The 12554-nt window shown below is 76.1% G+C and carries 10 protein-coding genes; 4 read left to right on the top strand and 6 right to left on the bottom strand.

The features are described 5' to 3' along the window. The first annotated feature begins 55 nt into the window (after nucleotides 1-55). From WDV85_RS07610 to WDV85_RS07600, 3 genes are all read left to right on the top strand, one after another. Nucleotides 56-841, top strand: coding sequence for an SDR family oxidoreductase (locus tag WDV85_RS07610; protein ID WP_339570059.1), 786 nt, complete (start codon nucleotides 56-58; stop codon nucleotides 839-841). Nucleotides 842-873: 32 nt separating this feature from the next. Next, on the top strand, nucleotides 874-1920 hold the full coding sequence (locus WDV85_RS07605) for a Gfo/Idh/MocA family protein (RefSeq protein WP_339570058.1): 1047 nt from the start codon (nucleotides 874-876) through the stop codon (nucleotides 1918-1920). A 126-nt stretch (nucleotides 1921-2046) separates the two neighbouring features. After that, nucleotides 2047-3264, top strand: coding sequence for a phytanoyl-CoA dioxygenase family protein (locus WDV85_RS07600; protein WP_339570057.1), 1218 nt, complete (start codon nucleotides 2047-2049; stop codon nucleotides 3262-3264). Between the two features lie 7 nt (nucleotides 3265-3271). Here the strand turns inward: WDV85_RS07600 and WDV85_RS07595 are convergent, their stop codons facing one another. From WDV85_RS07595 to WDV85_RS07570, 6 genes are all read right to left on the bottom strand, one after another. Beyond that, complete coding sequence (locus tag WDV85_RS07595; RefSeq protein WP_339570056.1) at nucleotides 3272-4453, bottom strand: uroporphyrinogen-III synthase; 1182 nt, start codon at nucleotides 4451-4453, stop codon at nucleotides 3272-3274. 76 nt (nucleotides 4454-4529) lie between these two features. Further along, nucleotides 4530-4895 carry a Rieske (2Fe-2S) protein gene (locus WDV85_RS07590; RefSeq protein ID WP_339570055.1) on the bottom strand — a complete coding sequence of 122 codons (366 nt, stop codon included), beginning with the start codon at nucleotides 4893-4895 and terminating at the stop codon, nucleotides 4530-4532. Nucleotides 4896-4900: 5 nt separating this feature from the next. Next, complete coding sequence (gene nirB, locus WDV85_RS07585) at nucleotides 4901-7579, bottom strand: nitrite reductase large subunit NirB (protein WP_339570054.1); 2679 nt, start codon at nucleotides 7577-7579, stop codon at nucleotides 4901-4903. Further along, nucleotides 7579-7926, bottom strand: a complete 348-nt coding sequence (locus tag WDV85_RS07580; protein ID WP_339570053.1) for a molybdopterin oxidoreductase — start codon at nucleotides 7924-7926, stop codon at nucleotides 7579-7581. The genes nirB and WDV85_RS07580 overlap by 1 nt, the downstream gene beginning before the upstream one ends. Next, the gene (locus WDV85_RS07575) at nucleotides 7923-10265 is read right to left on the bottom strand and encodes a molybdopterin oxidoreductase family protein (protein ID WP_339570052.1); all 2343 of its coding nucleotides are present in this window, start codon (nucleotides 10263-10265) and stop codon (nucleotides 7923-7925) included. Before WDV85_RS07575 ends, WDV85_RS07580 begins: the two co-directional genes overlap by 4 nt. A gap of 5 nt (nucleotides 10266-10270) precedes the next feature. Next, nucleotides 10271-11638, bottom strand: coding sequence for an MFS transporter (locus WDV85_RS07570; RefSeq protein WP_339570051.1), 1368 nt, complete (start codon nucleotides 11636-11638; stop codon nucleotides 10271-10273). Between the two features lie 202 nt (nucleotides 11639-11840). On the opposite strand from WDV85_RS07570, the gene WDV85_RS07565 reads away from it, so the two are divergent. Then, a complete protein-coding gene (locus WDV85_RS07565) occupies nucleotides 11841-12461 on the top strand; it encodes a tetratricopeptide repeat protein (RefSeq protein WP_339570050.1) in 621 nt (206 codons plus the stop codon). Nucleotides 12462-12554 lie beyond the last annotated feature (93 nt).

Raw genomic sequence — 12554 nt, 5'->3', positions numbered from 1 at the left:
GCAGCATCCGCGGCGACGCCGGCGCCCGGAGCCGGTCGCGGAGGGAGGAGCGCTCGTGGGGCTGCTGGACGGCAAGGTCGTGCTCGTGAGCGGCGGCACGCAGGGCGTGGGCGCCGGGGTCGCGCTGGCGGCGGCGCGCGAGGGGGCGGACGTCGTCGTCACGGGGCGCCGCCCGGACGTCGGCGCAGCGCTCCTGCCCCGGCTGCGGGCGGCGCTCGCCGACGGCCGGTCCGCCGAGTACGTGCGCGCCGACGTCGCGGACGTCGCGAGCGCGCGGGCGTCCGTGGCCGCCGTCGTCGAGCGCTTCGGGCGCGTCGACTGCCTGTGCAACGCCGCCGGCCTCACGAGCCGGGGCACGCTGCTCGGGACGACGCCCGAGCTCTTCGACGAGCACGTGGCCGTGAACCTCCGCGGCCCCTTCTTCACCATGCAGGCCGCGGTGGCCGACATGGTGCGCCGCGGGGCGCCCGGCACCGTCGTCAACGTGACGAGCACCTCGGCGCACGGCGGGCAGCCCTACCTGGCGCCGTACGTGGCGACGAAGGCGGGCCTCGTCGGCGCGACGCGCAACGCCGCGCACGCGCACCGGGCCGACCGGGTGCGGGTCAACGCGCTCAACATCGGCTGGACCGACACCGAGGGCGAGGACGCGACCCAGCGCGCCTTCCACGGGGCGGGCGACGACTGGCGCGAGCGCGCGGCGAGCGCCCTGCCGATGGGGCGGCTGGGGCGCGTCGACGAGATCGCCGACCTCGTCGTGCTCATGCTCTCCGACCGCAGCGGCGTCGTCACCGGCTCGGTCGTCGACTGGGACCAGAACGTCCTCGGCGGGTTGGACTGATCCCGCCGGCCCGGGAGGGACAGGATGACGCGGTGACCTCCTCGACCGGCGCCACCACGACCACCCCTCCCGCCGAGCCGCTGCGGATCGGCGTGCTGGGCGCCGCCCGCATCACGCAGGAGGCGCTCACCGACCCGGCGCGGCGCACGGGGCACCGGCTCGTCGCCGTCGCCGCGCGCGACCGGGCGCGCGCGCAGGGCCTGGCCGACGCCGCGGGCGTCGAGCGCGTGCACGGCTCCTACGAGGAGCTGCTCGCCGACGACGACGTCGAGGTCGTCTACGACCCGCTGCCCAACGCCCTGCACGGGACGTGGAACCTCGCGGCGGTGCGCGCGGGGCGGCACGTGCTCACGGAGAAGCCGTCGACCGCGTGCGCGGCCGACGCGCGCGCCGTCCGGGACGCCGCGGCCGCCGCGGGCGTCCACGTCGTCGAGGCCTTCCACCACCTGCACCACCCCGTGCACCGGCGCCTCGTCGAGCTGCTGACCTCGGGCGAGCTCGGGGACCTGCGGCGCGTCGAGGTGGACATGCTCGTCCCGGCACCGGGCGAGGACGACCCGCGCTGGTCGCTCGAGCTCGGCGGCGGCGCGCTCATGGACCTCGGCTGCTACGGCCTGCGGACGCTGCGGGAGCTCGGGCCGCTCGTCGGCGGCGAGCCGGTCGTCACGGGCGCCCGCGCCGTCGAGCACCCCGACCACCCGGGTGTCGACGCCGAGCTCGTCGCCGACCTCGCCCTGCCCTCCGGCGCGACGGCGGTCGTGCGCAGCCGCATGGGCGGCGACGAGGTCGTATTCTCCTGCCGCCTCGTCGGCAGCCGCGGCGAGGCCACGGCGCCCTGCTTCGTCAAGCCGCAGTGGGACGACCGGGTCGTCGTCCGCGTCGGCGACGACGAGCGCACCGAGCACCTCGGGACGCGCTCGTCCTACGACCACCAGCTCGACGCGCTGGCGCGGCTGCTGCGGGAGGGGCCCTCCGCGGAGGACCCCGACCTCGGCGCCGACGACGCCGTGGCGACGATGGAGCTCGTCGACGCCTGCTACGAGGCGGCGGGCCTCGGAGCGCGGCCGGCGGTGCTCTGACGCGGCGGACCCGCTCGGGGCTGCCGCTGACCGGCCCGGGCGCTCGCGGGCCCGGCGCGGGGCTACCGTCCTCCCGTCGCGTCGGGACGACGTCCCGGCCCGGGCCGCACGAGAGGACACCCCGCCATGAGCGCTCCCACCACCACCTCCTCCGGCGCCGCGTCGCCCGACCGCGCCCCGCGCCCGGTGTGGTTCACCGCGGACGACTGCCGCCTCGAGGACTTCCGGGCCCTCGTCGAGGTCGAGACCGACCTGGGCGCCTACCCGTACGCCGACGCCGTCGAGCAGGGCGTCCTCGTCTACGGGCCGCGGCTGGCCGAGCACGTGGGCACGCCGGAGGGCCGCCGCGACGTCCAGGCCGAGCTGGCGCGGGCGCTCTCGGAGGGGCCCGGCGTCGTCGTGCTCCGGGGCGCCGTCGCCCCGGACGTCGTCGACCGGGCCACCGAGGTCTTCACGGCGATGATCGCCGACCAGCACGCGTCCGGCGTCGCGGGCGGCGACCACTTCGCGAAGCCCGGCGCCAACGACCGCGTGTGGGGCGCGGCGGACAAGCTGGCCGTGCGCGACCCGGAGGTCTTCGCCGACTACTACGCGAGCGACGCCCTCGCGCTCGTCTGCGAGGCGTGGCTCGGCCGCGGCTACCAGGTGACGAGCCAGGTCAACGTCGTCAACCCCGGCGGGCAGGCGCAGACGGCGCACCGCGACTACCACCTCGGCTTCATGTCGCAGGAGCAGGCGCTGGCCTACCCCGCGCACGTGCACGCCCTGTCGCCGCTCATGACGCTGCAGGGCGCGGTCGCCCACTGCGACATGCCGGTCGAGACGGGACCGACGCTCTACCTCCCGCACTCCCACCAGCACCCCGCCGGCTACGTGGCGTTCCACCAGCCGGAGTTCCGGGCGTACTTCGACGACCACCGCGTGCAGCTGCCGCTGGAGAAGGGCGACGCGGCCTTCTTCAACCCGGCGGTCTTCCACGGCGCCGGCACGAACCGGACGACCGACGTCCGCCGGATGGCGAACCTGCTGCAGGTCTCCTCCGCCTTCGGCCGGGCGATGGAGTCGGTGGACCGCACGGCGATGAGCGAGGCCCTCTTCCCCGTGCTGGCGCGCCGCTGGGCCGAGGGCGAGGACGAGCGCGCCCTGCGCAACGTCGTCGCGGCGTCCTCGGAGGGCTACGCCTTCCCGACCAACCTCGACGCCGACCAGCCCGTCGGCGGGATGGCCCCGCAGAGCCAGGCCGGGCTCGTGCTCCAGGCCCTCGAGGAGGGCTGGGACGTCGAGCGGGTCACCGACGCGCTGCGCGCGCAGGACGACCGCCGTCCCTCGCGCCCCCGCGGCTGACAGGGCGTCAGGCCGCCTGGAGGCGGTAGCCGCGCTTGACGACGGTGCGGACGACGCCGTCGGGCAGGACGGCGCGCACCCGGGCGACCGCGACGTCGACGGCGTGGTCGTCGACGGCGGACGGCAGGGCCGCGAGGAGGTCGGAGCGCGGGACGACACCGCCGCCCGCCGCCGCCAGGCGGGCGAGGACGGCGAGGGGACCCGGCGCCATCTCGAGCGCGCGGCCGTCGAGCACGGCCGCGCGAGCGCGGACCACGAGCTCGCCGGCGGGCGTCGCCACGCGGGCCCGCGGCTCGGTGACGAGGTGGTCGGAGAGCTCCCGCATGAGGGCCCCGAGGCGCCAGCGGGCGGGCACGAGCGGCTCGACGCCGGCGGCGCGCAGCGGCGCGGCGGTGACGTCGCCGACGGCGCAGGCGAGGACGCCGCCCTCGCCGGCGCCGGGACGACCCGCCGCGAGGGCGGCGACGAGCTCCTCGCGCAGGCCCCGGGCCGCGGCGGCGTCGAGGAGCGCGACCGCCGCGGGGGCCGCGGTGAAGGTCACGGCGTCGAGGGACCGGGCGACGACGGCGTCGACGAGCCGGTCGACGGCGGCGGGGTCGCGCGGAGCGCGCCAGTGGTACGGCGTCACCGTCCGCACGAGGGCCCCGGCGTCGACGAGCGGCTGCAGCTCCCCGAGGTCGGCGGCGCCGTGCATCTGCACGAGGACGGAGCGACCCTCCACCCCCTCGGCGACGAGGTGCTCGACGGCCTCCGCCGTCTGCTCGCTGCTCGCCGTCCAGTGCTCGGGCAGCCCGGCCGCGCGCAGGGCGCCGCGGGCCTTCGGCCCCCGCGCCACGACGTGCGCGCCCTGCAGCGCCGCGAGGAGGTCGTCGGCGAGCCCCGCCGCGTCGGCCGCCTCGACCCACGCGCGCATGCCGATCCCGGTGGTGGCCAGCAGGACCCGCGGCGGGTCCGCGATCGCCGACCGCGTGCCGGCGAGCAGGTCGGCGTCCTCGGTCACCGGGACGATGCGCATCGTCGGCGCGTGGACGACCTGCGCGCCGCGGCGGGTGAAGGTGCCGATGAGCTCGTCCGACCGGCGGTCGCTCGTCACCCCGATGGTCACGCCCACGAGCTGGGTGCGGTCGAGCTCGCGCGAGGGGACGGCGGGCGCGCCCTCGGCGGTGGGGACGGGGTTCGTCGGGCTCATGGGACCTCCGGCGTCGGGGCGCGCCGGCCGGGGGCCGGCGCGCTCGGCGTGCCCGTCCATCATGGCCCGCCGCGTGCTACGTCAGCGGTGCGTGCCCCGGGTCCGGGGCGCCGCCGAGCACGACCCGCACGCGCCCGTCCTCCACGGAGGCCGCGTGCGCGGCGACGTCGCGCTGGCCGCTGCAGGAGCGGCCGGTGGCGAGCTCGAAGACGGTGAGGTGCAGGGGGCAGACGACGACGCGGTCGTCCATCTGCCCGTCGGCCAGCGGCCCGCCGGAGTGGGGGCACACCGCGTCGAGCGCGGACAGCCGCCCGTCGCGGTGGCGGAAGACGGCCACCTGCCGGCCGCCGACGACGACGGCGCGCCCCTCCCCCACGGCGAAGTCCTCCAGCGGCCCGACGTCGACGCCCGGCGCGCTCGTGGCGGTCGTCAGGCTCGTCACGGCACTCACCGGTCGGCCCCCGCCGCGACGGGGACCGCCGCCGAGCTGCTGTGCGCGTCGGGCTGCAGGCCGCCCGGCGCGCCCGTCGGCCGCGAGAGCACCAGGGGCAGGGGCACCAGCGGCAGCGCCGTGCGGAACTGCCCCGGCGTGCGGGGCTCGGCGCCCTCGGCCCACGGGTCGCGGTAAGCGCCCACGGACTTCTCGAGCGCGGCGTCCAGCCCGGCCACGAGGCCGTCGGAGTCCTCGAGGAGGACCTTCTGCAGCCGCTCCAAGCCCATCCGCGGCACGAAGTCGTACGTCCGCTCCAACCAGTTGCCCCACTCGCGGTAGAGCTGGACGAAGCGGCCGGTCACCGTCATCACCTCGGCGGGCGAGGACACGGTCGCCAGCAGGTCGCCCTTGCGGACGCTCGCGCCCGCGGCGCCGCCGACGTAGACCTCCCACCGGCCCGCGCCGACGGCGACGACGCCGACGTCCTTGACGTAGGCCTCGGCGCAGTTCCGCGGGCACCCGACGACGGCCATCTTCAGCTTGGCCGGGGTCTCGAGGCCCTGGAAGCGGGTCTCGAGGTCGATGCCCAACTGGGTCGAGTCACCGAGGCCGAAGCGGCAGAAGTCGGTGCCCACGCACGTCTTCACGGTGCGCATGGACTTGCCGTAGGCGTAGCCCGACGGCATGCCGAGGTCCTTCCACACCCCCGGCAGGTCCTCCTTCCTGATGCCGAGGAGGTCGATCCGCTGGCCGCCGGTCACCTTGATCATGCCGACGTCGTACTTCTCGGCCACGTCGGCGATCTTCCGGAGCTGCTCGACCGTCGTGACCCCGCCCTTCATCTGCGGGACGACGGAGAAGGTGCCGTCGCGCTGGATGTTCGCGTGGACGCGGTCGTTGATGAACCGCCCGCCGCGCTCGTCGACGAACTCGTCGGCCCAGAGGGTCCGCAGCAGCGACGTCAGCCCCATGGTGCTCTTGGCGTCGTGCTCGCCGTGCGGGGCGAGGGCCGCGAAGACGGCGGAGACGCTGAGGAGCCGCTGCTCGCGGATCGCCGCGACGAGCTCGTCCTTGCGCAGGGGGACGCCGGGGACGTACCAGTGCACCGACGGGTCCTCGGTCAGCCCACCCTCCGCGGCCAGCTCGACGAGCTGGCCGACGAGGCCCTTGCACGAGCCGCAGCCCTTGCCGGCGCGGGTGGCGTCCATGACGCCCTTGACGCTCGTGCAGCCGCCCGCGACGGCGCTGGTGATGGCGCCCTTCGTCACGCCGTTGCAGTTGCAGATCTGGGTGTCGTCAGGCAGGTCGGCGGCGCCCTGCTCCTGCCCCTGCTCGCCGCCGAGGTCGAAGAGCAGCCGCAGCCGCTCCTCGGGCAGCGGCAGCTGGCGGTCGAAGGCCTGCTGCAGCGCCGGCGTCTTGCGGACGTCGCCCACCAGCGTCGCCCCGACCAGTCGCCCGTCGCGGACGACGAGCGAGGAGTAGACGCCCTTGGAGGACTCGGAGTAGACGAGGAGCTCGTCCTCGGCGCGCTCGGGCTCCGAGAGGCCCATCGCCGCGACGTCCACGCCCGCGACCTTGAGCTTCGTGCACGTGCGCGAGCCGTGGTACTCGGCGCGGGGGTCCGCGCCGGTGAGCACGTCGGCCAGGACCGTCGCCTGCTCCCACAGCGGCGCGACGAGGCCGTAGACGACGCCGCGGTGCTGCACGCACTCACCGACCGCGTACACGCCGTCCGGCGCCCCGCCCGACGCGCTGCTGCTCCCCTCGGCGAGACCCGTGTCGACGCAGCGCATCTGGTCGTCCACGACGACCGCGCGCTCCACCGTCAGCCCGGCGCGCAGGGCGAGCTCGGCGTTGGGCGTGATCCCCGCGGTGAGCACGACCATGTCCGCCGGGACGTGGGTGCCGTCGGTGAGGACGACGCCCGTCGCGCGCTCCTCGCCCGTCACCGCGGTGGTGCGGGTCCCGGTGAGCACCGTCACGCCGAGCCCCTCGATCGACCGGCGGAGCACGGCGCCGCCGGCCGCGTCGAGCTGCTGGTTCATGAGGTGGGCGGCGGAGTGGACCACCGTCACCTCGAGCCCGTGCTTGCGCAGGCCGTACGCCGCCTCGAGGCCGAGCAGCCCGCCGCCGACGACGACGGCGCGCCGGTGGGCGCGGGCGTCAGCGAGCAGCTGCCGGGTGTCGTCGAGGCCGCGGAAGCCCTGGACCCCCGGCAGCAGGCTCCCGTCGGGGTGCCGGACGCCGTCCATGGGCGGGATGCGCGGCGAGCTGCCCGTGGCGAGGACGAGGACGTCGTAGGGCGTCGTGGCGCCGGTCGCGTCGACGACCTCCTTCGCGTGCACGTCCACGGAGGTGACGCGGACCCCGCAGCGCAGGTCGATCCCGTTGTCGGAGTACCACTCGCGGGGGTTGAGGACGATGCCGTCCTCGTCGTCCTCCCCCGCGAGGACGTGGCTGAGCATGATCCGGTTGTAGTTGCCGTAGGGCTCGTCGCCGAAGACGGTGATCTCGAACAGGTCACCGCCGCCGCGCTCGAGCAGCTCCTCGAGCGTGCGCGCGCCGGCCATGCCGTTGCCCACGACGACGAGGCGCCGCTTCCCGGGCGCGCCCCCGCGCCGGGGCGCCGGCACGTCGCCGAGCACCGGGCCGGCCGTCCCGGTGGTCGTCCCGGTCGTCCGCCGGGGCGCCATCAGACCTCCACCAGCCCGAGGTCGAGGACGACCGAGCCGCTCACGCCCTCGGGCGCGGCGAGCTGCAGCTCCAGCGTCTCGCCCGCCTCGACGTCCTCGACCACCCGCAGCGGCACGTGGACGTCCCCGCGCGCCCCGACCGGGAAGTAGCGCATGGGCACGCCGTCGCGCAGCAGCACGACGACGACGAGCTCCCCGCTCGAGTTGCCGCCGCGGAAGTAGAGGACCTGGGCGCGCACGCCGTCCGGGACGACGTACGCCAGCGAGGCGTCGAGGGCCGAGGGCTTCTCGAGCCCGGAGCCCGCGAAGGCGTGCACGCCCTGCAGGAAGCGGAAGGTGGAGCTCATGGGGTTCCCCCGTCGGTAGGGCTGGCTGAGGCGGTGGTACCGGCTGAGGCGGTGGTGCCGGCCGCGGCGGCGGTGCGGGTCGTGGCCGCGATGGAGGTGCCGGGCGGTGGCTCGGCCCAGAGGTCGAGGTCGTCGGGCCCGCCGACGCGCTCGAGCCGGACGGCGCAGGACTTGAACTCGGGCATCCGCGACGTCGGGTCGAGCCGGTGGTCGGTGAGGCTGTTGGCGCCCGAGAGCCCGGCCCAGTGGAAGGGGACGAAGACCGTGCCCCGCACGACCGCCTCGGTGACCCGCGCGCGGAAGACCGCTCTGCCACGACGGGTCTCGAGCGCGACGAGGTCCCCGTCGGCGACGCCGTGGCGGGCGGCGACGTCCGGGTGCAGCTCCGCCCGCGCGTCCGGGTCGGTGAGGAGCAGCTGGCGCACCCGGCGGGTCTGCGTGCCGGACTGGTACTGGCTCACGGTCCGGCCGGTGGTCAGCACGTAGGGGTGGGCGTGGTCGGGCTGCTCGGCGCGCGGCCGGAAGTCGACCGGTGCGAAGCGCGCCCGGCCGTCCGGCGTGGGGAAGCCGTCGAGGAACATCCGCGGCGTCCCGGGGTGCGGGGCGGCGCCGGGGTCGTCGTCGGCCGGCGCCGGGCACGGCCAGAAGACGCCCTGCTCGGCGTCGAGGCGCTCGTAGGTGATGCCCGAGTAGTCGGCGCGTCCTCCGGCGCTGGCGCGGCGCAGCTCGGCGAAGACCTCCTCCGGGTCGGTGGGGAAGCCCTGCTCGACGCCGAGCCGGTCGGCCAGCGCACGCAGGATCCCGAGGTCGTCGAGGACGCCCTCGGGCGGGTCGAGCGCTTTGCGGCGCAGGATGACCCGGCCCTCGAGGTTCGTCATCGTGCCGCCCTCCTCGGCCCACTGGGCCGTGGGCAGGACGACGTCGGCCAGCGCCGCCGTCTCGGAGAGGAAGAAGTCGACGACGACGAGGGCGTCGAGGGCGTCGAGCCGAGCACGGACCCGGTCCCGGTCGGGCGCGGAGACGGCGATGTTCGAGGCCAGCACGAGGAGCGTGCGGACGCCGCCGTCGGTGCCGCAGCGGTCGAGCATCTCGAAGGCCGACAGCCCCGGAGCGGGGAGGTCGTCGGGGTCGATCCCCCACACCGCGGCGACGTGGGACCGGGCGGCCGGGTCGGCGAGCATCCGGTACCCGGGCAGCTGATCGGCCTTGAGGCCGTGCTCGCGGCCGCCCTGCCCGTTGCCCTGGCCCGTGGTCGTGCCGAAGCCCGAGCCCGGTCGCCCCGGAAGGCCCAGCGCGAGCGCGAGGTTGGAGAAGCCGAGGACGGTGTCGGTGCCGCCGGCGTGCTGCTCGGCGCCGCGGGCGGAGAGCACGACCGCCCGCTCGGCGGCCGCCAGCAGGTGCACCGCCCGCTCGAGGTCGGCCACCGGCACCCCGGTGGTCCGCTCGACCCGGTCGGGCCACCACCGGTTCGCCGCGGTCGCCGCGGTCGCGTACCCGTTCGTGCGCTCGGCGACGTAGGCCTTGTCGACCAGCCCGTCGCGCCGGGCGACGTGGAGCATGCCCAGCGCGAGGGCCAGGTCGGTGCCGGGCACGGGGGCGAGGTGCAGGGTCGCGCCGGCCGCCGTCGGCGTGCGCCGGGGGTCGACGACGACGAGGGCGGCGCCGCGCGCGCGGGCGGCGTCGAGGTGCTGCATCGCCGGCGGCATCGTCGCGGCGGGGTTGCCGCCGACGAGCATGAGCGCGTCCGCCCCCGCCAGGTCCTCCAGCGGGAAGGGCAGGCCGCGGTCGACGCCGTAGGCCTGGTTGAGCGCCCCGGCGGCCGACGACATGCAGAACCGGCCGTTGTAGTCGACGGCCGACGTCCGCAGCACGACGCGTGCGAACTTGCCCAGGGCGTAGGCCTTCTCGTTCGTCATGCCGCCGCCGCCGAAGCAGCCGACGGCGTCGCGGCCGTGCCGCTCCTGGCTGTCGCGGACCGCGGCGACGACGCGGTCCAGCGCTTCCTCCCACGACGCCGGCCGCAGGGCGCTGCGGCGGTCGCCGGGCACCTCGCGCACGAGCGGGGTGAGCAGCCGGTCCGGGTGGTCGAGCAGCTCGGCCGCCGTCCACCCCTTCGAGCAGAGCCCGCCCTTGTTCGTCGGGAAGTCGTCGGGCTCGAGCTCGGCTGGCCGCTCCCCCGCCGTCAGGCGGATGCCGCACTGCAGGGAGCAGTAGGGGCAGTGGGTCCGCGTCGTGCGACGTCCCCCGCCGACCGGCCCGGCTCCGCCCACGAGGGGGAGCCGGGTCCGGCCGGCGGGCGCCGGCGGGGCGGCGGTGGCGGTGGCGGTGGTGGTGGTCATCACGGTCAGATGCGCTCCGTCGTCCCGAGCGCGCCCCGCCGCGCGTACACGGCCCAGGTGACGGCGATGCACAGGACGTAGAAGCCGACGAAGGCCCAGAGCGCCGGCTGCAGCGACCCGAAGGCGGTCGAGGACTCGGCGAAGCCGCGGTTGATGAGGAAGCCGCCGTAGGCGCCGACGCCCGCGGCGACGCCGATGCACGCCGCGGTGATCCGCCGCGCGTAGAGGCCGGCGTCGACGTCGCCGTCGACCACCCCGCGGCGGAAGACCGCCGGGATCATGCGGTAGACGGAGCCGTTGCCGACGCCGCTCGCCACGAACAGCACCATGAAGGCGAGGAAGAAGAGGGTGACGCTGGCCATCTGCAGCGCCACGACGGCACCGACGGCACCGAGCGCCAGGACGGCGAAGGCGACGATGGAGACCCTCGCGCCGCCGACGCGGTCGGAGAGGCGGCCGCCCCAGGGGCGGGCCAGGGAGCCGATGAGGGCGCCGAGGAAGGCGATGCCCAGCGTCACGTCGGGGAACTGGCTCTTGAGGAGCGTCGGGAAGGCCGCCGCGTACCCGATGAACGAGCCGAAGGTCCCGATGTAGAGCAGGGAGATCAACCAGGTGTGCTTGTCGCGGAGGGCGGCTCGCCAGGCGGCGTCGTCCGAGCGGGCGTCCGAGAGGTTGTCCATGAAGCGCCAGGCGCCGAGAGCGGCGAGCACCGCGAGCGGGATGATGAAGAGCGCGGGCCGGGCCGTGGTGGCGGCGACGCCCGCGACCACGACGAAGGGCACGACGGCCTGGATGACGGCCACGCCGATGTTGCCGCCCGCGGCGTTGAGCCCGAGGGCGGCGCCCTTCTCCCGCTGCGGGAAGAAGAAGTGGATGTTGCTCATCGACGACGCGAAGTTGCCGCCGCCGACCCCGGCCGTCGCCGCGATGAGGAGCATCGCCCAGAACGGCGTCCCGGGGTTGTGCGCGACGTAGGCGAGCCCGACGCAGGGCACGACGAGCAGCAGCGCCGAGATGATCGTCCAGTTCCGACCGCCGAAGCGGCCGACCGCGAAGGAGTACGGGAAGCGCAGCGTCGCGCCCACGAGCACGGGCACGGCCGTCAGCCAGAGCTGCTGGTCGAGCGCGATGGCGTACCCCGCGGCCACGAGCACCGGCGTCGCGATCGACCAGAGCTGCCACACGGTGAAGCCGAGGAACTCCGCGGCGATGGACCACCACAGGTTCCGGCGCGCCATGCGCCGGCCTCCGGCGGCCCACTGCGCCTGGTCCTCCGGGTCGAAGACGTCGACCCACCGTCCCGCCCGGGGGGCGTCGACGGTCCCCACGGGGCCGTGGGGCTCCCGCTCGGCCCTCTGCGTCTGCACGGCCATGCCGGTCTCCTCGTCCTCGGCCGACCGGGTGACGGGCGAGCGCCGGGCACCCGGCCCCGGCGCCAGTGGGGAGGACGCTAGGAACGCCGTGTTGCGTCGGCGTCGCGCTGTGTGACAGCCGCGGTAACTCGACCTCACAGTCCGGGAGCGGTCCCGTGAGGTGACCAACCGCGGTCCCCGCGGTGGCGACTACCGTCGAGCCGTGCGCCCTCCCGTCACGCTCGACGCCTTCTCCGAGGTGGCCCAGCAGGCCCTCGAGGCCGACGACCCGCTGGCCGCCGTGCCCACGCTGCTGGCCTGGGTCGAGGACCCGCACCCGGACGACGAGGTGAGCGTCCGCGAGCTGCTCTCCACGGCGGGGACCCTGCGAGCGGCGGGCGGCGACGTCGACGGCGGCGTCGCGCTCCTGCACCGGGCGATCGCGACCGACGGCCCCGGGGAGACGGACCCGCGGGGAGAGCTCTTCGGCCTCCTGCTGCGCGCCGGGAGGCAGGAGGAGGCCGACCGTCTCGCCCAGGAGCTGCGCCGTGAGCGCCCGACGCCGGCGGAGGCCCTCGGCGACGTCGCCCTGTCGCTGTGGGAGCACGGCCGGCTCGAGGACGCGCACCGCTGGTACACGCTGGCGGCCTCCCGCGTGCTCCGCGAGGCCGAGACCGCCCCGGCGACCGCGGGGATCGACGCGCTGCCCGGGCTGCTGGCGGACCGCGCCGAGCTCCGCGCGGAGCTCGACCTGCCCGCCGACGAGCTCGACGAGCTGGGCGGACAGCTGGACCTCGACGATGACGACCACGACGACCTGGGCGGTCTCGACCCCCGCACCTGAGCCTCGCGACGGGCCCGGCCGTGACCGCGGCCCCTCCCGGGTGCGCACAGGTGCGCACCCGGCCACACAGTCCACAGGGAGGGCGGTCGCCGA

It is taken from the genome of Pseudokineococcus sp. 5B2Z-1, from assembly GCF_037482305.1.
GTDB lineage: Bacteria > Actinomycetota > Actinomycetes > Actinomycetales > Quadrisphaeraceae > Pseudokineococcus.
This window is presented reverse-complemented; position numbering and strand designations above follow the sequence as displayed.